Source organism: Dokdonella sp. (assembly GCF_036518555.1).
Classification (GTDB): Bacteria; Pseudomonadota; Gammaproteobacteria; order Xanthomonadales; family Rhodanobacteraceae; genus Dokdonella_A.
This window is the reverse complement of the sequence record NZ_DATDMY010000192.1, coordinates 1-21,218: the sequence shown is the minus strand read 5'-3', so window position 1 is coordinate 21,218 and position 21,218 is coordinate 1. Positions and strand designations below refer to the sequence as shown.

The following is a 21,218-nucleotide window of genomic DNA, read 5'->3' as shown; positions in this document are numbered from 1 at the left end:
AGGCTGGGTCGCGATCGGCATCCTGCGCAGCGCGCGTGCCGGCACGGCCGCGATCGCGGCCGATCGCGTGATGCCCGTCGCCAACGTTCGCTGTCCTCTCCATGGAGAAGAATCATGAACACCCGATGCATGCATACATCCGCGCTCTACGACCCGCGGACCTTCCTCGCGGCGCTCTTCACTCTGTCGGCATCTCCCTGGGCCGCCGCCGACGTCACGTCGCCGGTCCTCAAGATCAACGCATCGGCCGAGACGACACCGGTCGCGACGCAGGCCCTGCGGGGCAACATCAGCGTGCTGACGGGCTCCGGCGGGAACATCGCCGTCCTCAGCAGCGCGGATGGCAAACTGCTCGTCGACTCGGGGATCGCGGTTTCCAGGCCACGACTGGCGGCCGCGCTCGACGCGATCAGTCCTGCACCCCTCGAGTTCGTGGTCAACACGCACTATCACTGGGATCACACCGACGGCAATGCGTGGACCAACCAGGAGGGCGCGACGATCGTCGCCCATGAGAACACCCTCAAGCGCCTTGCGGCCGGCACGCGCGTCATCGAATGGGGCTACACGTTCCCGCCGCTGGCGGGAGCCGGTCTGCCCACCGTGCTCGTCCGCAACGAGCAGACCATTCCGTTCCATGGCGAGACGGTGATCCTCAAGCACTACGGCGCGGGTCACACCGACACCGATCTGTCGGTCTACTTCAAGAATGCCGACGTCCTGCAGATGGGCGATATCTGGTGGAACGGACACTATCCGTTCATCGATTACGGCGCCGGCGGCAGCATCGACGGCATGATCCGCTGGACCAACGCGTGCCTCGCCTCGGTCAGCGCGAACACGCTGATCGTTCCGGGCCACGGCCCCGTCGGCGATCGCACCCAGTTGCTCGCCTATCGGGACATGCTGGTCGCGGTGCGACAGAACGTGGCGCGCCTGAAGAAGGAAGGAAAGACCCTGGCGGAAGTCGTCGCGGCGAAACCGACGGCTGCATACGACGCGCAGTACGGCGATTTCGTCATCGATCCCGCCTTCTTCACGCAACTCGTCTACATGGGGCTCTGACCTGCCCGGATGCGGCGACGTCGGAGTTGCGGGACGCGCGTCGCCGGCACCACGCATTCGTGCCGCGCGACGCGCACCTGAGGTTGCGCGTCGAATCGCACTTCAAGGGCTGCCACGCAGTGGCATGACGCCCGTCCGTGCGATGGCTGCCTCGCGCGTGGCGCGCTTCATCGAGCGGCACTCCGCGGATCCGGCTCGTCGCGGCGTCATCGTCGGAACACGGCCGGGGGTACCCGCGCATCATCGATGCCAAGCCAGCAGGGGAATCGATGGCGCGATCGACGAGGTCGCAGCCGGCGGCGAGAGCGCCGGCGCACGTCCTCGAAAGCGCCGTCACGTCTCGATGATTCCGCGGTTGATCGCGATCGTGACGGCGTGCGTGCGATCGTTGGCGCCGAGTTTCGCGAAGATGTTCTTCATGTGGACCTTGACGGTATCCTCGGAGATGCACAGGTGCGAGGCGATGGATTTGTTCGCATTTCCGCCGGCCGCCTGCTTCAGGACTTCGATCTCCCGTTCGGTCAAACCGTCGCATGCCACGTGTTCGGCGATGGCGCTGGCGATCTCGGCGGGAATGCGGCGGTGGCCCGCGTGCACCGCTCGAATCGTTTCGACCAGGTCCTTGCGGACCATGCTCTTCAGCAGATACCCCGAGGCGCCGGCTTTGAATGCCCGCAATGCCTGCACGTCGCCGCGGTGCGTGGTCAGTACGACGAAGCGTGCATGCGGGAAGTCGCGTCGAATGGTCGCAACCGCCTCGACGCCGCCCATCTCGGGCATCTGCAGGTCCATCAGGGTGACGTCGGGTCGATGCTCGCGAAACAGGGCAACCGCTTCGCGGCCGTCCGCAGCTTCGCCGACCAGCACCATGTCGGCTTGACGCTGGACGACGGCGGCGACGCCTTCGCGCAACAGGGGATGGTCGTCGACGACGAGGACGCGGATGGGGGCAGTCTCGGCGCTCATGATGCTCTCCAGGGGCGTCCGGCCGTACGCGTTGCCGGTGTCATCCGCAGCGCGCCAGGCGCCTCGCCACGAGCGCCAGTATAGGTAACACGCCGCGAGGTCGCACAAACCACCCGAAAGGGTTAGCGGATTCCTACGCGGCTGCGGCTGTTGCGCCTGGCGCACGAAGCGTACGCTTTCGGCACGATCGGCGGTTCTCCGCCGCGCCGGCGACGACGGATGCCGTGCGTCGGGCGTTGTCGATGTTCGTCGGGCGCCCAGGGCCGATCGCGACCTGCGATCCGCCGCCGCCCGAAGAGCCAACGAGTTCGCCATCGGCGCATCCCCGGACAACGCGTCGGTCGTGCCGGACGGTGCACGCATTGCCCCCGATCCCCAATCAGGACATCGATATCATGATTCATGACATGCGCGCGGCCGTGCTCGAAGAGCACGGTGGTGACTTCAACGTAACGCGAGTCCGCAAGCCGACTCCGCAGCAAGGGCAGGTCGTCGTGCGGATCGTCGCGAGCGGCGTCAATCCGCTCGACACCAAGATTCGAGCGGGCAGGGCGGACCATGCGCGCCATCCGTTGCCGGCGATCCTGGGCATGGACCTCGCGGGCGTGGTCGACGCCGTCGGCCCCGGTGTGAATGGATTTCGCGTCGGCGACGAGGTCTGGGGCATGACCGGTGGCGTCGGCGGCCTGCAAGGCAGCCTGGCCGAGTTCGCCGCGGTCGACGCCGATCTGCTCGCACTCAAGCCGGCACGGCTCTCGATGCGTGAAGCGGCGGCGACGCCGTTGATCTTCATCACCGCGTGGGAGGGGCTCGTCGATCGCGCCGACGTCCGGCGCGGCCAGACCGTCCTGGTCCAGGGCGGCGGGGGCGGCGTCGGGCACATGGCCGTCCAGATCGCGAAGGCGCGCGGCGCACGGGTCCATGCGACGGACCGCACCGACCGAGCCGGATTCCTCGCCGAACTCGGCGCGTCGCCCATCGATCGCGAGAGGGCGGTCGAGGACTATGTGGCGGAGCACACCGATGGCAAGGGGTTCGATGTCGTCTACGACACGGTTGGCGGGTCGGTGCTCGACGCGTCGTTCCGTGCCGTCAAGCGATTCGGCCATGTGGTGAGCGCGCTCGGCTGGGGGACTCATTCGCTCGCGCCGCTGTCCTTCCGTGCCGCGAGCTATTCAGGCGTCTTCACGTTGTTGCCGATCCTGACCGGCGAGGGTCGGGCGCGCCACGGCGAAATACTGCGCGAGGCGGCTCGCATGGCGGACGCCGGGATGCTCATGCCCCGACTGGACGACCGCCGCTATTCGCTGGGTGACGTCGCCGACGCACACGCCGCGATCGAGAATCGCACGGCGAACGGCAAGCTGGTGGTGGATATCGCCGATTGAGCCACGAGGCAGCGCATTGGACGGAGCACCGCTTTGGACTCCGGCGTTGCCTCGCAGGGAGGGACCGCGTCGCGCGACCTTCGCCGGCGCGACGCCCTGCGCACCGAGCGCGCGCTACGTTGCGCGCATCGAGCCATCCGCGCGCATGCGGTGGACGGCGAACGAGAGGCCCCATATCAGCGCGAACAGGCCGACCAGCGCGAAGCCAAGCACGTTGAGGTGCGCGCCCACCGTGGCCACAAGCGTCCAGAACGCGCCTCGCAGGTCGAACTTGCCCGCGATCAGCGCGAGCGTCTCGAGGCTGCCGATGACCAGCGCGACGACGACCGAGGCCAGCGTGATCGCCATGTTGTAGCGGAGCTTGCGCAGCGGATCCACGAGAGCCCAGTCGTAGATGCCGACCATGACGATGCCGTCGGCGGTGTCGACGAGCGCCATGCCGGCGGCGAACAGGGCCGGGAACACGAGCACGGACGCGAGCGTGGCGCCCTGCACCGCCTGCCCCGCGGCGATGCCGAACACGGCGACTTCCGTCGCGGTGTCGAAACCGAGGCCGAACACGAAGCCGAGCGGCGCCATGTGCCAGCTCTTCGTCACGAGGCGGAACAACGGCCGCACGAGGCGAGCGAGCAGGCCGCGATTTTCGAGCAGCGACGCGATATCCGGGTCGGCGTCGGCGGCCCCGGCGCGCAGCCGCGCGAAACGGCGCCGCACCGACACGAAGATGACGACGTTCATGAGTGCGACCGCGAACAGGAACAGCGCCGAAACGAGCGTGCTGACCGTGCCGCCGATCGCACGGAACTCGCCGATGCGTTCCAGCCCGCCCTTCACGGCGACGACGAGCGCGGTGACGGCGACGACGATGAGCGAATGGCCGAGCGCGAAGAAGAATCCGACCGCTACCGGCCGCTGTCCTTCCTGCATGAGCTTGCGCGTGATCGCATCGATTGCGGCGATGTGGTCGACATCGACCGCATGGCGCAGGCCGAGGCCGTACACGAGCGCGGCGACGCCGAGCGCTGCGGGCTTGCCGTGCAGCGCCACCAGCGCCCACGACCATGCGCCGGCATTCAGCACCACGAGCGTGCCGGCGACGAGCGCGAGCCGCCGCTGGAGGCCGCTCATGCCGCGCGCCCGGACGTCTACCAGCGCGCGCCCGCTCACGTCGCGTGATCGTCCGCCGTCGCGAAGCGCGCGTCGATCGCCCGCATCTTCTCGGCGACCTCGCGCGGCGTCAGCACGCGCTTGCGGAACAGGATGTTCGCGAAGGCGACGATCCAGCGCTCGTAGTACGAAAGCTTGCCGATCATCTCGGCGCCGAGGGCTTCCACGCCGCAGCGCTTCTCCTCGGTGTTGATGAGCTTGTGGAAATCGAGCACGTCGGCGAGCGCATGGCAGCGCTTCTCCCAAGGCTCGAGCACGTGGTCGACCGGCCTCACGGGCTCGGCCGGAAGCCCGCCGAGGTCGTTCGGCAGGCGCCGCACCAGCTGCGAGGTATCCGTCATGGCGCGCCCTCCCGCGGCAGGCGAACCGGCGCCACGCCGATCATCGCGTCGCGCGTGACCAGCGCGGCGAGCTGAGCCTCGCTGAACGCTTCGGTTCCGGCCGGCCGCATGGGCAGCACGAGGTAACGCACCATCGCGGTCGAATCGCTGACGCGGACCTCGACATCGTCGGGGATGACCGTGCCGAATTCGGCGAGCACCTGGCGCGGCTCGTAGACCGCGCGCGAACGATACGGCTTGAGCTTGTACCAGTCCGGGGGCAGCCCCAGCACGGGACGTGGATAGCACGAACACAGCGTGCAGACGATGAGGTTGTGCACCTCGTCCGTATTCTCCAGCACGATGAGGCCGGTGTCGTCGTAGAAGTCGATGTCGTACTCTTCCTCGCACGCCCTGCGCCCGTCCTCGAGCAGGCGCGCGCGGAACTCGGGGTCGACCCAGGCGCGGGCGACGATGCGCGCGCCGAGCATCGGCGTGCGCGAATCGATCACGTCGATCTGGTGGTGGATCTCGTCGGCGCCGATGAGACGTTTTTCGATCAGCAGCTCGCGCACGGCGATTTCGAGCCGCTCGTAGTAGCCCGGCGGCGCATCGTCCGCGGCGTGCGGGTGATCGTGGCCATGGTCATGGTCGTCGTGCATGTTCATGCGTCCACCTTCTCGAGCCAGCTCTCGAACACTTCGACGCGGATGCCGTCGCGCGCCGAGCCGGCGTAGCCCGGCCACAACGACGTCATCGAGACGGCGATGCGGTAGTAGTGCCGGCTCTGGCCGGCGTTGCGCCCGTAACCTTCTTCCTCGTTGTCGATCCCGGGCGGTTCGATGACCGCTTCGACGCGGCCGGTCGCGTTGCGCAGGTAGGTCGGCACGCGGTAGTGACCGATCGGCGATCGATCGACGAGACGCACGCGCTCGCCGGGGTGGAACCGCGCGGCTTCGCCGAGCGCCTTGACGATGTCGCCGTTCATCGCGGCGCGCCTTCGCTGCCGGCGACCGGCGCCGCGGCCGCCCATTCCTTGCGCGTCGTCGGCTGGCCATCGATGGCGGCATGGATTTCGCTCGATCGCGCGAGCGTCGCCTGCAGCGACTTCGGTCCTTCGAACGGCCGGCCGCCGATGTGCCAGCCGTCCGGATGCAGTTCCTCGATGAGCACCCAGACGACTTCACGGAACGCCTCCGAGCCCTCGAACTTCACCATGACGTCGGTGAGGGCCTTGGCCATCGCATGCTTTTCCTCGGTGCTGAAGACGCCTTCGACCAGCTTGACGTTGACGAACGGCATGGGGGACTCCTTTGCGTTGGGATAGCCGATGCTCGTGCGCCACCGTCGCGCGCGGAACACCCGAACGAGTGAATCTCGACCGCGAGCAGAGACGTGCCCGACGGATATCCGCCACGGCTCGCTGCCCGCCGCGACGCCGCCAGCAGCTCCGACGGATTCGCAGCGAAGAGCCGGGCGACTTCCGTACGCACGTCGACGGGACCGACTCATGGAACGGACGTTCCGATGGCCGTGTGCAGGTCTCCCGCGTATCGATCTCGGCATCGTCCGACGTCATCGATCTTGAGCGCGTGGCACGCGACGCACATCGCCCGATCGGCGGTGCGGCGGCCCCCTCTTTCGGGTGATCCCGGAACGCACGTCGTGCGATGCTCGCGGGGCACGCGCCATGCGCATGCCTCGGGCGACGGCGCCGTTGGCGCTGCGCACCGACCCTTGCGGTTGCAGCTAGGCTTCGTGTGGCTGACTTCCGGCGTCTTGCCGCCCGCGACATTCCGTCGTGACGAGCGACCTGATCCACTGGTGCGCCGGATCCCCGTCCAGCCGCGGATGCCAGAACAGCGAGATCGTGAAGCCGGGCACGTCGAACGGCAGTGCGAAGCGGTGCATGCCGTGCCACAGGCTCTGCGTGTGACGCTCGGGAACGGTCGCGATGAGGTCCGATGCGCGCGCGAGCGCGATTGCGGGGCCGAAGCCGCCGACGGTGACCGCGCCGCGGCGTGACAGGCCGAGTGTGTCGAGTGCGCGGTCGATGGGCGCCATCTCGAGGCCGCGGCGCGCGACGAGCACGTGGTCGCCGGCGGCGTAGCGTTCGGATGTGAGCGCGCCGCGGCTGAGCGGATGCCCCGTGTGCACGACGCCGACGAAGCGATCCTGGAACAGGCCTTGCGTGCGGATCTCGGGGCCCATCGCGGCGCTCGTGATGCCGGTTTCCAGGTCCACCATGCCCTCGCGCAGCGCGGTGCTGTCCTTGTCGAGCTTGGGCACGAACCATAGGCGCACGCCGGGCGCCTCGGCGCCGATGCGCGCGAGCAGGGCGGGGCCGAACGTTTCGACGAAGCCTTCGGTGCTGCGGATGGTGAACGTGCGCGCCAGCGTGGCGAGGTCGAGCTTGAGCGCGGGGCGCAGCACGGCTTCCGCATCGTCGACGACCTGGCGCACGCGCTCGCGCAGTTCCAGCGCGCGCGGCGTCGGCACCAGCTCGCGCCCTGCACGCACGAGCAGCGGGTCGCCGGTGAGCTCGCGCAGGCGTGCGAGCGCGCGGCTCATCGCCGATGCACTCAGCTGCAGGCGCCGCGCGGCGCCGACGACGCTGCCTTCCTTGAGCAGCACGTCGAGCGTCACGAGCAGGTTGAGGTCCGGCATCGACATGGTCCACCTCCCGCGTGCGCGCCACCCATGGCGTTGGCTGCACGAATACGTTGCGCCGTGCGCGCCTTCTGCGTCGCGCGCCCGGCGCCTAGGCTCTGCCCCCTGCGCCGCGCCGTCGCCGCGGCCGCCTGGAGCGCTGCGATGTCCACTTCCGTTTCCCCCGCCGCATCGACCGCCGCGCGCACGCGCGCGCCGTCGCTCGTGCTCGCGTGCCTCGCGACGACGATGCTGCTGCCCTCGCTCGGCACCAGCGTCGCGAACGTCGCATTGCCCACGTTCGTCGACGCGTTCCACACGAGCTTCCGTGCCGTGCAGTGGGTGGTGCTGGCCTACCTGCTCGCGGTGACGACGCTCGTGGTCAGCGTCGGCCGGCTCGGCGACCTCGTCGGCCGGCGCCGCCTGCTGCTGGTCGGCGTGACCGTGTTCGCCGTCGCCTCGCTCGCGTGCGGCGCGTCGAGCGCATTGTGGATGCTCGTGCTCGGGCGCGCCGGCCAGGGCCTCGGCGCCGCGGTGATGATGGCGCTGTCGCTCGCGCTGGTCGGCGACGCGGTGCCCCAGGAACGCGCGGGCCGCGCGATGGGCTTCCTCGGCACGATGTCGGCGGTCGGCACCGCGCTCGGGCCTTCGCTCGGCGGCCTCTTGCTGGCGGGGCTCGGCTGGCGATCCATCTTCTTCCTCCAGGTGCCGCTCGGGCTGCTCGCGCTCGCGCTCGCGGCGGCGTCGTTGCCGCCGGATGCGCCGCGCGCGCGACAGGCATCGTTCGACGTCGTCGGCTCGGCGCTGCTCGCGATCACCCTCGCAGCCTACGCCCTTTCGATGACGCTCGGCCACGGTGCGCTCGACCCGCTGGCGCTCGCCCTGTTCGGCGTCGCGGTCGCGGGCGCCGCGCTGTTCGTGCGCGTGCAGGCGCACCGTGCGGCCCCGCTCGTGCGCCTGGCGTTGTTCCGCGACCGCGCGGTCGGCGCGGGCTTCGCGATGAGCGCGCTCGTCACGACGGTCGCGATGACGACGCTCGTGGTCGGGCCGTTCCATCTCGCGCGCGCGCTCGGCTTGAGTCCCGCGTCGGTCGGCCTCGTGATGACCGCGGGGCCGCTGGTCGCGGCGATCGCGGGCGTGCCGGCCGGGCGTGCGGTCGACCGCTTCGGCGCGCGCGGCGTGACCCTCGCGGGGCTCGCTGCGATGACGCTCGGCTGCGTCGCGCTCGCGCTGTTGCCGGCGGTGTCGGGCGTGGCCGGTTACGCGATGCCCCTGGTCGCGATCACGGCCGGCTACGCGACGTTCCAGGCCGCGAACAACACCGCGGTCGTCGCCGCCGTCGATGCCGCGCAGCGCGGCGTCGTGTCCGGCCTGCTCAACCTCTCGCGCAACCTCGGCCTCGTCACGGGCGCTTCCGCGATGGGCGCCGTGTTCGCGATCGGCACGGGCGCCGCCGAGGTCGGTGCGGCGTCGGCATCCGCGGTCGCGGCGGGCACGCAGGTCGCGTTCGGCGTGGCTGCGATGCTCGTGCTGGGGGCGCTCGGGTTGGCGCTGCGCATGGCGGCGCGCGCGCCGCGCGTGGCGCGGGTGGCGGGAGGTTCTGCATGATCGCGCTTCACCGTCGCTGGCACGCGTTTGCGTTGACGGCGGCACGCGCGTCGCACGGCGCGCTCGCCAACGCGGCCGACAGCATGGCGTGTGTCGGCACCGCGCACGCGGGCGAGATGGCGCCGACGCTCCGACAGGCGACGAGGTGCGAAGGCACTTGACGGCAAAACGGGGCCCCACGTTCGTGGAGGCCCCGTCTGTTCCCGCATCGGTGACGCGTTGGATCAGCGCGCGATGCCGTACGTCCAGCCCATGGTCCAGTCGTCGTTCGCGTCACGGAACGCGCCGATGTACGGGGCCGCGGTGAAGAACGCATCGTCGCTGACGAGGCGGCCGGCGGCGGTCAGCGGCGAGCCGTTCGCGGGCACGAACGTCGCGAGCTGCGGATTGCCGGTGTGGTTGCCCGCGCCCGCGTCGAACAGTGCCTGCGCCTTGCCCGGGACGCCGTTGGTGCCGTCGACGAAGTTGGTGCTGCAGTCGAGCCACGCGTGGTCGAGCGTGAGGTCGGTGCCACCGACCTGCGCCGCGGTGGCCGCGTGGTCGACGAACAGGCAGCCCTTGCCGGTCTTGTTGAAGTCCTTCACGACGATGTTGCTGAGGTGGCCGGCGGTGCCTTCCTTGAGATTGATGCCGTTGCCGCCGCCGTTGCCGTTGCCGATGAAGGTGACGTTGGACCAGCTCGGCGTCGCACGAGGCAGCGCGTCGTTGTTCTCGTTCTGGTTCGATGCCTCGAAGCCGTTGTCGTTGCCGAGCGCGAGCGCTTCGGGTGCCCACTTCACGAACGCGAACTGCACCTTGCCGCTGAAGCCTTCGTCCCAGTCGAAGCCGTCGTCGCCGCCTTCGTACGAGATGAGGTACTTCGCGTTGACCGTGCCGCCGAAGAACTCGTAGCCGTCGTCCTTGCCGCGATACGCCTGCAGATGGTCGACTACGGTGCCGTCGCCGACCGACTGGAACGTGAAGGAGTTGACCTCGCGGCCTTCGCTGAACACGTAGCCCGCATAGCGCGACTGCACGTAGCGCAGACTTCCCGAGCTGTCGTGCGGGTTGTTGCCGCCGTAACGCAGGTCCGGATTGAACTCGCTGCGGCAGTCGAACGGCGCGGCCGGGCACTTGTTGTTCGGCGCGTTGCCGGAAAGCACGACGCCGCCCCAGTCACCCGGCGCCGGCGTCTCGCCGAGCTTGCCGTCCTTCGGGCTCGTGAAGATGATCGGCGCGTTCGGCGTGCCGTTCGCGATCAGCTTCGAACCCGGGTTCACATACAGGTAATCGGCGGTATCGCCGCGGCCGGTGATGAGCGTGCCCGGCTGGATCGTCACGGTGGCGCTGTTCGCGTTGTCGCCGCCGACGGTGACGAGGCCCTGCAGTTCCCACGTCGTATCGTTCGTGAGCGTCAGGTCGCGCGTGATCGCGCCGGTGAGCACGCAGCTGCGCGGCGTACTGCCCGCCGTGGTGCCGGCCGGGCAGGCGGTGAACTTCGTGCGATAGACGCACGCGCCGTTCTCGGCGGTCACGAGGTTCTGCAGCGGGTTGATCGTGAACGACACCGGCTGCAGGCCGCTGCCCGCGGCGGGCGCGACGCTGACCGAGCCTTCGGTGCAGCTCGCGAACGACACGTCGATCGTGCCGAACGACGCGCGCTCCGGCACTTCGGTGCCCGCGCCATTGAACGTGCCGCCCGAGAACGCGTACAGCTCCGAGCTCGCTTCGAAGTCGAACTCGCCGATCTGCGGCGACGCGGTCACCCAGATCGGGTTGCCTTCGGCGTCGTAGAGATAGCCCGAGAGGTACAGCGTCTTGCTGCCGTTCGGCGCGGTGAGCACGTCGAACACCCAGCCGCGCGCGGACGACGGATGCGAGAGGTCGGCCCAGCCGCCGTCGAACGCGTCGGTGAGCGTGAGCGCGGCGTGTGCCTGGCTGCCGCACAACGCCGCGAGCATCGCCGCGGCAAGGATCGTCTTAGAAGATGTCATCGGGCCACCCCTCCAATTGCTGTCTGCGAAATAAGGGCCGCGAACGCGACCCTCCGAGCCGGTGACCGTAAGACGCCGATGTGACGCTGCGGCCGCGCTCGCGTGTCCGTGTGGTGACAGTCAGTGCGCGCGGGGGCGCCACTCGACGCTGAGCTGCAGCTCGCGGCCGCTGCGATAGCGCCGCGTGGAAAGGCCGCCCTGCGTGAAATCGACCGCGGGATCGAGCAGGTTTCGCAGGCGCAAGGTCCAGCGCCAGTCGCGCGCGAACGCGTGGCGCAGCTGGAAGTCGAGCGCGTCGAACGCTTCTTCGTAGATGTCCGGCTGGCCCTGCACGCCGACCTGCGACACGCGTCGCCCGAAGCGGTTGAACAGCAGCGTGGCCTCGAGCCCGGCATCCGGATCGGTGTAACCCAGTTGCAGGTTCATGACGTACGGCGACTGGCCCTGCATCGGCCGCGACAGGTTGGTCTGGAAGCTCGCCGACTGTGCATCGAGCTGCACATTGGAGCGGATGCGCGCGACGTTGAAGCCGACGCGCAGGCGATCGAGCGGAATGCCGGCCCATGCCGTGCCGAGGAAGCCGAGGTTGCGGTACGCGTCGAGCTCGACGCCGTAGTTGTGCGCACTCGCCGCGTTCTGGAAGCTCAGCAGCGGCGTCGAGCCCGCGAGGCGCACGCGCTCGATCGGTGCGTCGAAGCGCTTGTCGAACAGCGCGACCGCGAGGCTGTCCGCCTCGTCGAAGTAGTACTCCCAGCGCAGGTCGACGTTGCGGATGCGCGTGGTCTCGAGCTCGGGGTTGCCGATCGTGTCGATATCGAGCTCGGGGTCGGTGTACGGCGCGGGCGACAGTTCGCGGAAATCCGGGCGCGCGACCGTGCGGCTGAACGCGGCGCGCAGTTGCGCGTGTTCGCTGTAGAGCCAGGTGAAGCTCGCCGCAGGCAGCCACGCGGTGCTGCGGTCGCCCGCGACGACGGGCGGCGTATCCGGGTTGACGATGCTGAACGTCGTCACGTCCTGGTCGTTGTGCTCGCGTCGGACGCCGAGCGTGGCGCGATAGTCGGTGGCGAACGAAAGGTCCGCATTGACGAACGCGGCGTCGAGGCGCTGCGAGGCCGAGTAGTTGTCGGTCGCGCGCGTCGTCTCGCGCAGCACGAAGCCGTCCGGCGCGACATTCGACGGGTCGAGGATCGCGCCGATCGGCTGCAGGAAGAAGCCGGGGTCCGCGGCGAGCGGCGAGCCCGGTGCGAGCTGGAACACGAATGTGCGGATGGCCGAGGCACGGTCGCGGCGCGTGCGCTCGATGCCCGCCGACAGTGCGAGCGACGAGCCGTCCGCGAACGCGAATGGCAGCAGGCCCTTCACGTTGAGGTCGCGCTGGCGATCCTCGAGGTCGGCGAACCTCTGCGAGTTCGAGTCCGAGCGGCGCGAGAACTCGAGCGCGTCGCCCGCGTAGTCGTAGCGCCAGCGGCGCGTGTCGGGCTCGTCGCGCGCCGCGTTCGCGCGCGTGACCTGCCAGTCGAGCTCGAGGTCGTGCAGCGCGGCGAACGCGTGGTGGCCATCGAGTTGCGTCGCGCGCAACTGGTTCTCGGTCCAGCGCGTCTCGTAGTAGCGCGAGTCGACGCTGTCGGAGGTGCCGTCGGTGATCTTCGCGCGATCGTCGGTCTGTCGCAGCAGCATGTGCGTGAGGCCGATGCGGTGGTTGTTGCCGATGCGCAGGCCCGCGCCGAAGAGCGCGCTTGCGTCGATGCTGCGCTGGGTCGACTCGACCGTTTCGTCGCCGACCTCGGTGAGGCCCGCGCTGCTCGCGGCGTAGGTATGGCGCTGTTCGTCGCGCGTGTCCCATGCCTGCCTGTAGCGCGTGGCCGCGATGAGCCCGAGGCGCACGTCGTCGCCGAGATCGAAGCCGTTACCGATGCCGAGCGAGAAGGTCGCGTCCGGCGCGATGCGGCGGCGGTCGATGCCGTAGCCCGCGCCGGACAGGTCGCGCCCGTAGGCCTGGAGTTGTTCGGGCGTCGCGCCGTCGGGGTTCGCGGACGAGCGCGGGCGCAGATAGCGACCGTCCGCGATCGCCGCGGCGAGCGAGTCGGGGATGCGGCGCGCGCCGTCGTCGTAGCCGGTCCAGTCGCGGTCGCCGCCGTCGTAGCGCAGGCCGTCCTCGCCGGTGGTGCCGTCGACGTAACCCGAGCCCGCCTGCGCGCGGAAGAAGAACGCGTCCGGAACGTCGCGCGTGCGCAGTTCCAGCGTGCCGCCGCCGAAGTCGCCGGGCAGGCGCGGCACGTAGGTCTTGTCGACGACGATGCCGTCGAGCAGTTCGGTCGGGAACAGGTCGAGCGGCACGACGCGGCGCGTGTAATCCGGGCTCGGGATCGGCGCGCCATTGAGCAGCACGCTTGAGTAGCGCTCGCCGAGCCCGCGCACGTAGACGTATTTGCCGTCGACGACGCTGAGGCCGGTCACGCGCTTGAGCGTCGTCGCGACGTCGCTGTCGCCCGTGCGCGCGATCTGCTCCGCGCCGAGCGCCTCGGTCACGTTCGACGCCGCGCGCCGCTCGTCGAGATAGAGCGCATCGCCGCCCGCGCGATAGCGCGAGTTCACGCGCACGCCTTCGAGATGCGTCGCGTCGTCGGCACTCGCGTCGGATGCACTGCTCGCATCGGTCGCCGGCGCTGCCGGCACTGCCGCGGTCGCAGCCACCGCGTCGGCCGCCGCCGCTGCGGGCGTGCCGTCGTCTGCCGCGGGCACATCCGCCGCGCGCGCAGCAGCCGTCGCGAAGAGGCCGAACGCGATCGCGAGGCTCAGGAGTCGTGGAGTCACCGTCATGTCCTTGTTCGATCCGTCGGGCGAAGACGGCCGAACATCATGGACGGGGCTGTTTACGGGGGGATGACGCTGGGGCTGTGGACGCGTGCACCATCGCCACGGGCTAGGGACGTGGGCAGTCCATTACGCAGAATGCGCTTGGCGCATGCGGTGATTGCGAAGCGTTCCAAAACGAGACCGTGGGAGAACTGCGCAGGCAGTGCAGCGCGCGTCGGCTCCATTGTGAGCGCATGCGCCAGCCCGAAAGGTCGAGCGCCTCGAATGCCTATTCGAATCCATTCTCGAAGATGTAGTCGTGCACGATCGTGCCGGTCGCAGGACTGCCGGCGAATAGCGTTTGGTACTGTGTGTTGAGCATCACCGAAACGCTGCCGCTGCCGAAGTTCGACACGATGAGGTCGGGCTTGCCGTCACCGTTGACGTTGGCAGTGGTGGCGCAAACGGGGCCCACTCCCGTGGCGAACGTCTGCTGCGTGGCGAAGCTCGGCGTGGTGGCACCGGCCGCGGTCGTGTTGAACAGCACCGAGACGGTGTCGTCGCCGTAGTTCGCGACGATCAGGTCGCGTTTGCCATCGCCGTCGATCTCGCCGACGGTCACGGAAACGGGACCCACGCCCGTGGCAAAGGTGTGCTGGATGGCAAAGCCCGGCGTGGCGGCGTTTGGCGCGGTGGTGTTGAGCAGCACCGAGACAGTGTTGTCGGTGCGGTTCGCGACGATCAGATCGGGCTTGCCGTCGCCATTGGTGTCGGCGGCGGTGACGGAGATCGGCCCCGACCCTGCCGCGAAGGTTTGTTGGGCGGCAAAGCTCGGCGTGGTGGCGCCGGGCACGGTGGTGCCGAGCAGAATCGAGATGGTGTTGTCGTTGAAGTTCGCGACGATGAGATCGGGCTTGCCGTCGCCGTTCACGTTGGCGATGGCGACGGATCGAGGCCCCGCTCCCGTGGCGAACGCTTGCTGGATCGCGAAGCTTGGCGTGGCGGCGCCGGGCGCGGTGGTATTGAGCAACACCGAGACGGTGTTGCCGTTGGCATTGGCCACGATCACGTCGGGCTTGCCGTCGCCGTCGACATCGGCGACGGCGACGGATCGGGGACCCGCTCCCGTGGAGAAAACCTGCTCGCTCGCAAAGCTTGGCGTGGCTGCACCGGGCGACGTGGTATTGAGCAGCACCGAGGCGGTGTTGTCGATCGCATTCGCCACGATCAGATCGGGCTTGCCGTCGCCGTTGATATCGGCGACGGCGATGCCTTGGGGACCCGCTCCCGTGGCGAAGGTCTCCTCGGCGGCAAAGCTCGGCACGGGGGCACCGGGTGCAGTGGCATTGCGCAGCACCGAGACCGTGTTGCCGCCATCGTTCGCGACGATCAGGTCGGGCTTGCCGTCGCCATTGACATCGGCGACGGCGACGGATCGTGGACCCGCTCCCGTGGCGAAGGCTTGCTGGGCGGTGTAGCTCGGCGTAGCGGCGCCGGGCGCAGTGGAGTTGAGCTGCACCGAAACCGAGTTGCCGTTGTCGTTCGCGACGATCAGGTCGGGCTTGCCGTCGCCGTTGACGTCGCCGACGGTGACGAAAACGGGTTTATCGCCCGTGGCGAACGTCTGCTGCGTGGCAAAACTCGCGGTGATGGCGCCGGGCGCGGTGGTATTGAGCAGCACCGAGACGCTGTTGCTGTCGCTGTTCGCCACGATCAGATCGGACTTGCCGTCGTTGTTCACGTCGGTGGCCGTGGCGGATCTCGGACTGAGTCCCGTGGTGAAGGCCTGCTGGGTGGCAAAACTCGGCGTGGTGGCGCCGGGTGCGGTGGTATTGAGCAGTACCGAGACGGTGCCGTCGTAGAAGTTCGCCACGATCAAGTCGGGCTTGCCGTCGCCGTTGATCTCGGCGACGGTGACGGACTGGTTGTTCGATCCCGTGGCGAATGCCTGCTGGGCGGCAAAGCTCGGGGTGGTGGCGCCGGGTACGGTGGTGTTGAGCAGTACCGAGACGCCGCTGCTGTTCGCGTTCGTCACGATCAAATCGGGCTTGCCGTCGCCATTCACGTCGGCGGCAGCGACGGAAAAAGGATTTGCTCCCGTTGTGAATGTCTGCCTCGCAGCAAAGCCAGGCGTGGTGGCACCGGGCGCGGTGGTGTTGAGCAGCACCGAGACGGTGTTGCCGCCAAAGTTCGTCAGGAGCAGGTCGGCCTTGCCATCGCCGTTGATATCGGCGGCCGTGACGCAAATGGGGCCCGCCCCCGCGGCGAACGACCGTTGCGCCGCAAAGCCGGGCGTGGTGGCGCCGGGCACGGTCGTGTTGAGCAGCACCGAGATCGTGTTCGCGTCGAAGTTCGCGACGATCAGGTCGGGCTTGCCGTCGCCATTCACGTCGGCGGTGGTCACGGAATGGGGCCCTGATCCCGTGGCGAATGTAACCTGCGCAGCAAAGCTCGGCGTCGTCGCGCCTGGCGCCGTGGTATTGAGCAGCACCGAAACAAGGCTGCCGCCGAAATAATTCGCCACGATCAGGTCGGACTTGCCATCGCCATTCACGTCGGCGACGGCGACGGAAAAGGGACCTGCTCCCGTGGCGAAGGACTGCTGCGAGGCAAAGTCGGGTGCCGGCCAGATTCGGTCTGCGGAATCGAGCACCAGCTGGAACGTGTAGTCGGGTCCGCTGTGGGCCTGGGCGCTGAGCGTGACCGGGATGGTGGCGGTGGTTGCTCCCGCGGGGATCGTAATGCGGCCCGTCGTCGCCGTGTAATCCGTTCCGGCCAGTGCCGTCCCATCCACCGTGTGGTAGTCCAGCACAGCCTCGTAAACCAGGTCGCCGCTGCGCGTTACCGGAAACAGCATGGTGACGGGCCTGTTGCTCGTACCCTTGGTGGTGTTGGCGACCGTCAGCGTATTGGTATCGGCGAACGCCGACGAGCTCGCGCCAAGCCCCAGCACCAACGACAGCAACGGACTCCAATGTGCTTTCGACAGGTGAAGACCAGCGACGCTCGAGGGCACGGTGCGCATTCGTTCTTCCTTTGAGAAAACAAGACACGTCTTGACCAATGGTCGCACTCGGGCTTCGCCTTTCCGGCGAAACCGGAGTCAGCGAATCCCGGGGAAAGAGTTGCTCCGACCTCCCCTGAAGGCTCATGCCGCCGCCTCCCGTGCGTCGCAGCAGGTTCGGAATTGCGACGTTCTGTACAATCGCAATGCGACCGGAGCGTCAGGTCACTGTACGCAGCGATCGATCTTCATTCCAGCGATAGCGCATTGGCCGTGCTCGACGAGAACGATCCACCACTCCGGCAGCGCCGGCTGCCCAATGAGGCGCCGGCGATCCTGAAGCAACGGGAGTCGGATCACGATGAGGACGTCGGTATCGTCGCGGAGTCCACTTCAACGGGTATTGGCTCGTTGATGGCCTGAAGGCGCGGATGCGCGTGCATCGTGGGCGGTGGGCGCAGAGCCGGCGCCGATGTTGCCGAGCTACACCCGCAGGCGTACGTGCACATCGGTTACTCGGAACGCCAGCTGCCGTTCTTCGTCGAGGAAATCAACGAGTTGCTCGACGAAAAGCACGGCTCGCGATGGGTTTCATGGGCCAGCGGTCGATCGACGTCCACACCAGCACCTACCGCAGCACGCCGGATCACTCCGGTTGACGGGTCGCCTGCGGCGAGACGCGCCACACCCGCCCACCGACATCGTCGGCAACGAGCAACCCGCCGCGCCCGTCGAACGCGACGCCGACCGGGCGGCCGCGCGCGTCGCCGTTGGCATCGAGGAAGCCGGTCAGTACGGGCTCGGGTGGCCCCGATGGCTGGCCGTCGGTGAACGGCACGAACAGCACCTGGTAGCCGCTCGGCTGGCTACGGTTCCATGAGCCGTGCTGGCCGATGAACGCGCCATGCCGGTAATGCGCGCCGAACGCGTCGTCGGTGCAGAACGCGAGGCCGAGCGACGCGGTGTGCGCGCCGAGCGCGTAGTCGGGTGCGATCGCGACCGCGACGCGCCCGGGGTTCGCGGGTTTCACGCGTTCGTCGACGTGCGAGCCCCACCAGCTGTACGGCCAGCCGTAGAACGCGCCTTGCTTGACCGACGTCATGTAGTCGGGCACGAGGTCGTCGCCGAGTTCGTCGCGTTCGTTGACCGCGGTCCACAGCGCGCCGCTGTCGGGCTGGAACGCAAGGCCGACCGGATTGCGCAGGCCGGTCGCATACGGCTCGAGCGTGCGCGTGGCGAGATCGATGCGCGAAACGGCGGCGCGACCCGCCTCGGCCTCGATGCCATTCTCGCCGACATTGCTGTTGGAGCCGATCGCGACGTAGAGGTACTTCCCGTCCGGCGTCGCGATGATGTTCTTGGTCCAGTGGTGGTTGATCGAGCCCGCGGGCAGGTCGACGATGCGCTCGCCGCTGCCGTCGAGCTGCGTCGCGCCATCCTTGTAGGCGAAGCGCACCACGGCGTCGGTGTTTGCGACGTAGAACGCGTCGCCGACGAGGGCCATGCCGATCGGCGAATTGAGGCCGCTCGCAAACACGAACGTGTGTTCGGCCTTGCCGTCGTGGTCCGCATCGCGCAGCAGGCTGATGCGGTTCGCGCTCGGCGTCGACGAACCCGCCTTTTTCATGAGCTTCTTCATGATCGCGCCCTTGATGCCCTTGCCGTCGTCGGGCTTCGGCGGCGCATCCGACTCGGCGACGAGCACGTCGCCGTTCGGCAGCACGTGGAGCCAGCGCGGGTGTTCGAGGTCGCGCGCGAATTCGGCGACCGCGAAGCCAGCGGCGGCGGTCGGTGCCTCGCCGTCCTTCCAGCCGACGGCGTCAGCGATTTCGACCGTGGGCACGAGCGACGTGTGCGGCGGTGGCAACGTCGGCGCGGGACCGGTCGACGATACCGGGGGCATCGTCGACGGTGGCACGGCGGCGCCGATCGCGTGGACGGTCGAGCCGATCGCGACGACGAGCGCGAGCGCGAATACGTTCGGTGCGCTCACCTCAGCGCTCCTCGAGCGACCAGTGGCGGCCGCGCATCTCGACGAAGCGCCGCATGCGTTCGCGTTCCATGCGCACATGCTCTCGACGCGACGGCGTGCGCGCGAACTCGCGACGCAACGCATGGTCGAGCGAAGCGATCGCCTGCGCGGGCAGGCGGTCGAGATGATCAGGGGATCGCGTTCGATCGTGCTTCATGTCATGTCCCGGAACCCCCGCACGTGCGGGTCGAGCCATGAGCATCGGCGTGCGGGCCTGAATTGCGCCCGTGCGAACGGCGTACTCGTTCAGCCGCGGGTCGCGCCGGCGATCGACTCAGTGTGCGTAGACGAGCACCGGTTGCGCGCGCCAGCGCTCCGGGAACAGGCGCTCGAGGTTCGCGAGCTTCGGCAGGTCGTTGATCGCGATGTACGGCTCGCTCGGATTGAGCGTGAGGTAATCCTGGTGGTAGCGCTCGGCGGGGTAGAACGTCTTGCCAGTTTCGATCGTCGTCACGATCGGTCGCGCGAACGCGCCGCTCTTGTCGAGCTGCGCGATGTACTCGGCGGCGACGTTCTTCTGCGCGTCGTTCATCGCGAAGACGGTCGAACGGTACTGCGGGCCGACGTCGGGACCCTGGCGGTTGAACTGGGTCGGATCGTGCGCGACCGAGAAATAGATCTGCAGCAGCTGACCGTAAGTGACCTGGTGCGGATCGAACGTGACCTGCACCGACTCGGCATGGCCGGTGCGACCGCTGCCGACATCCTGGTAGTGCGCGTTGCCGCTGCCGCCGCCGGCGTAGCCGGACACTGCCTTCGTCACGCCCTTCACATGCTGGAACACGCCCTGCACGCCCCAGAAGCAGCCGCCTGCGAACACGGCGGTTTCGCTCGTGCTGGCAGACAGCGGCTCGTCGACCGCGGGTGGTGGAATCGCGACCGCGGGTTCGGCCGAGTGGCCGATGCGCTGGCATGCGCTCACGGCGACGAGCAGCACGATCGCAATGGGTGCGCCGGTCAAACGGGAAAAACGAAACAAGGACATGGCGGTACTCCGATCATGGAAGCGGCCCCCGCGAGCGCATGCACGCACGGAAGGCCCGATGGATTCCCGCGTGCGCGGGAATGACGCAGGTTCCGTTGCGCCGCCGCGCGCTGCAGGCGACGCGAAAGCCGGAAGCGCTCGACGAACGACCGTTGCGATGGTCGCGCCCGATCGCATGGTCATCCGAACGTGAACGCGAACGCCTCGACCGGGTCGAGGAACTCGATCTCGAAGGTGTGGTCGGCGACCCCGCCTTTCGAGCGATAGAGCTGGTAAAGCTTCTGCTGCGTGACCGTGCCGCGACCGTCGGCGTCGGTGTCGACGCCGTGGTCGTCGCCGGGACGCGCGCCGTCGATGCGCACGACGAAGCGCACGGGCTTGCCATCGGCCGCGGGGCCCAGGACGAGATTGAGATCGCGCGCATGAAAGCGGAATACGACGCGACCGCCGGGTTTCTCGAGGCGCGCCTTCTCGTCGGCGACGGTCCACATGCCGGCGAGGCCCCACGCGTTGAGCGGCAGGGCGACCGGCACGGTGTACTCGTGCGCGACGTCGTGCACCGCGCCGCCCGGCGACGCGAAGTGCTCGGCGCGCTCGTAGCCGAGGTAGGTCTCGGGCGAGCCGACCTCGGCATTCGCGGGCGCGAGCGCGACGCCGCTCGTGTCGGGCTGCACCGGTGGCGCGGCCATCGGCATCGCCGCGAGCGCACCGCCGTGCGCTTCCTCGAGCAGCTCGCGGATCCAGGTCTCCGACTGTTCGTACGCGCCTTCGCCGAAATGGTGGTGGCGGATACGGCCCTGCGCGTCGATGAAGTAGTGCGCCGGCCAGTACTCGTTGTTGAAGCCGCGCCAGATCGCGTAGTCGTTGTCGAGCGCGACCGGGTAGTCGACGCCGAGATCGGCGACCGCACGGCGCACGTTGCGTTCGTCCTTCTCGAACGCGAATTCGGGCGCGTGCACGCCGATCACGACGAGGCCCTGGTCCTTGTACTTGGCGTACCACGCGCGCACGTAGGGCAGGGTGCGCAGGCAGTTCACGCACGAATAGGTCCAGAAGTCGACCAGCACGACCTTGCCGCGCAGGCCTTCGCGCGTGAGCGGCGGCGAGTTGAGCCAGGCGACGGCGCCGTCGAGCGGCGGCAGCTCGCCTTCGCTGCGCACGCCGCTCGCGTCGTGCGCCGTCGCCGACATCATCATCGCGCCGTCCTGCGCGGGCCGCGGCGCGCGCGTGCCGATCGCGTCGATGAGCGATTGCTCGACTCCGTT

At 68.7% G+C, this 21,218-nt stretch carries 18 protein-coding genes; 4 read left to right on the top strand and 14 right to left on the bottom strand.

Annotation, left to right across the window (positions count from 1 at the left end; translation table 11 throughout):
* Nucleotides 1–114 precede the first annotated feature (114 nt).
* Entirely contained in the window at nt 115–1,065 is a 951-nt protein-coding gene (locus tag VI238_RS11015) for an MBL fold metallo-hydrolase (RefSeq protein WP_331651252.1), read from the top strand.
* A gap of 333 nt (nt 1,066–1,398) precedes the next feature.
* On the opposite strand, the gene VI238_RS11010 is transcribed toward VI238_RS11015, so the two are convergent.
* Complete coding sequence (locus VI238_RS11010) at nt 1,399–2,031, bottom strand: response regulator transcription factor (protein ID WP_331651250.1); 633 nt, start codon at nt 2,029–2,031, stop codon at nt 1,399–1,401.
* Nucleotides 2,032–2,429: 398 nt separating this feature from the next.
* Between VI238_RS11010 and VI238_RS11005 the strand changes: the two genes are divergently transcribed.
* Nucleotides 2,430–3,419 carry a zinc-dependent alcohol dehydrogenase family protein gene (locus VI238_RS11005; RefSeq protein WP_414650054.1) on the top strand — a complete coding sequence of 330 codons (990 nt, stop codon included), beginning with the start codon at nt 2,430–2,432 and terminating at the stop codon, nt 3,417–3,419.
* A gap of 114 nt (nt 3,420–3,533) precedes the next feature.
* Here VI238_RS11005 and VI238_RS11000 read toward each other — a convergent pair whose 3' ends face one another.
* The 6 genes from VI238_RS11000 to VI238_RS10975 all read right to left on the bottom strand — a co-directional run bounded on the left by VI238_RS11000 (nt 3,534) and on the right by VI238_RS10975 (nt 7,579).
* Nucleotides 3,534–4,547: a HoxN/HupN/NixA family nickel/cobalt transporter gene (locus VI238_RS11000; protein WP_331651246.1), complete on the bottom strand. Its 1,014-nt coding sequence runs from the start codon at nt 4,545–4,547 to the stop codon at nt 3,534–3,536.
* Between the two features lie 35 nt (nt 4,548–4,582).
* A complete protein-coding gene (locus tag VI238_RS10995; protein ID WP_331651244.1) occupies nt 4,583–4,927 on the bottom strand; it encodes a nitrile hydratase in 345 nt (114 codons plus the stop codon).
* Nucleotides 4,924–5,574, bottom strand: a complete 651-nt coding sequence (locus tag VI238_RS10990) for a nitrile hydratase subunit alpha (protein ID WP_331651242.1) — start codon at nt 5,572–5,574, stop codon at nt 4,924–4,926. Before VI238_RS10990 ends, VI238_RS10995 begins: the two co-directional genes overlap by 4 nt.
* Nucleotides 5,571–5,894: an SH3-like domain-containing protein gene (locus VI238_RS10985; protein ID WP_331651240.1), complete on the bottom strand. Its 324-nt coding sequence runs from the start codon at nt 5,892–5,894 to the stop codon at nt 5,571–5,573. Before VI238_RS10985 ends, VI238_RS10990 begins: the two co-directional genes overlap by 4 nt.
* Nucleotides 5,891–6,208, bottom strand: a complete 318-nt coding sequence (locus tag VI238_RS10980) for a 4-oxalocrotonate tautomerase family protein (RefSeq protein ID WP_331651238.1) — start codon at nt 6,206–6,208, stop codon at nt 5,891–5,893. The genes VI238_RS10985 and VI238_RS10980 overlap by 4 nt, the downstream gene beginning before the upstream one ends.
* A 447-nt stretch (nt 6,209–6,655) precedes the next feature.
* Nucleotides 6,656–7,579, bottom strand: coding sequence for a LysR family transcriptional regulator (locus VI238_RS10975; RefSeq protein ID WP_331651235.1), 924 nt, complete (start codon nt 7,577–7,579; stop codon nt 6,656–6,658).
* A 141-nt stretch (nt 7,580–7,720) separates the two neighbouring features.
* Between VI238_RS10975 and VI238_RS10970 the strand changes: the two genes are divergently transcribed.
* Nucleotides 7,721–9,163 carry an MFS transporter gene (locus VI238_RS10970; RefSeq protein ID WP_331651233.1) on the top strand — a complete coding sequence of 481 codons (1,443 nt, stop codon included), beginning with the start codon at nt 7,721–7,723 and terminating at the stop codon, nt 9,161–9,163.
* A 224-nt stretch (nt 9,164–9,387) separates the two neighbouring features.
* Here the strand turns inward: VI238_RS10970 and VI238_RS10965 are convergent, their stop codons facing one another.
* The 3 genes from VI238_RS10965 to VI238_RS10955 form a co-directional block, all read right to left on the bottom strand.
* Complete coding sequence (locus VI238_RS10965; protein ID WP_331651230.1) at nt 9,388–11,136, bottom strand: hypothetical protein; 1,749 nt, start codon at nt 11,134–11,136, stop codon at nt 9,388–9,390.
* A 120-nt stretch (nt 11,137–11,256) separates the two neighbouring features.
* Nucleotides 11,257–13,950 carry a TonB-dependent receptor domain-containing protein gene (locus tag VI238_RS10960; RefSeq protein ID WP_331651228.1) on the bottom strand — a complete coding sequence of 898 codons (2,694 nt, stop codon included), beginning with the start codon at nt 13,948–13,950 and terminating at the stop codon, nt 11,257–11,259.
* Between the two features lie 271 nt (nt 13,951–14,221).
* A complete protein-coding gene (locus VI238_RS10955) occupies nt 14,222–16,957 on the bottom strand; it encodes an FG-GAP-like repeat-containing protein (protein WP_331651226.1) in 2,736 nt (911 codons plus the stop codon).
* 246 nt (nt 16,958–17,203) lie between these two features.
* On the opposite strand from VI238_RS10955, the gene VI238_RS10950 reads away from it, so the two are divergent.
* Nucleotides 17,204–17,359, top strand: coding sequence for a hypothetical protein (locus VI238_RS10950; RefSeq protein ID WP_331651224.1), 156 nt, complete (start codon nt 17,204–17,206; stop codon nt 17,357–17,359).
* A 223-nt stretch (nt 17,360–17,582) separates the two neighbouring features.
* Here VI238_RS10950 and VI238_RS10945 read toward each other — a convergent pair whose 3' ends face one another.
* The 4 genes from VI238_RS10945 to VI238_RS10930 form a co-directional block, all read right to left on the bottom strand.
* Complete coding sequence (locus VI238_RS10945; RefSeq protein WP_331651268.1) at nt 17,583–18,839, bottom strand: sorbosone dehydrogenase family protein; 1,257 nt, start codon at nt 18,837–18,839, stop codon at nt 17,583–17,585.
* Nucleotides 18,840–18,930: 91 nt separating this feature from the next.
* On the bottom strand, nt 18,931–19,125 hold the full coding sequence (locus VI238_RS10940) for a hypothetical protein (RefSeq protein ID WP_331651222.1): 195 nt from the start codon (nt 19,123–19,125) through the stop codon (nt 18,931–18,933).
* A 117-nt stretch (nt 19,126–19,242) separates the two neighbouring features.
* Entirely contained in the window at nt 19,243–19,953 is a 711-nt protein-coding gene (msrA, locus tag VI238_RS10935) for a peptide-methionine (S)-S-oxide reductase MsrA (RefSeq protein WP_331651220.1), read from the bottom strand.
* A 179-nt stretch (nt 19,954–20,132) separates the two neighbouring features.
* Nucleotides 20,133–21,218, bottom strand: a 1,086-nt coding sequence (locus VI238_RS10930; RefSeq protein ID WP_331651218.1) for a thioredoxin family protein, incomplete at its 5' end; no start/stop codon positions are given.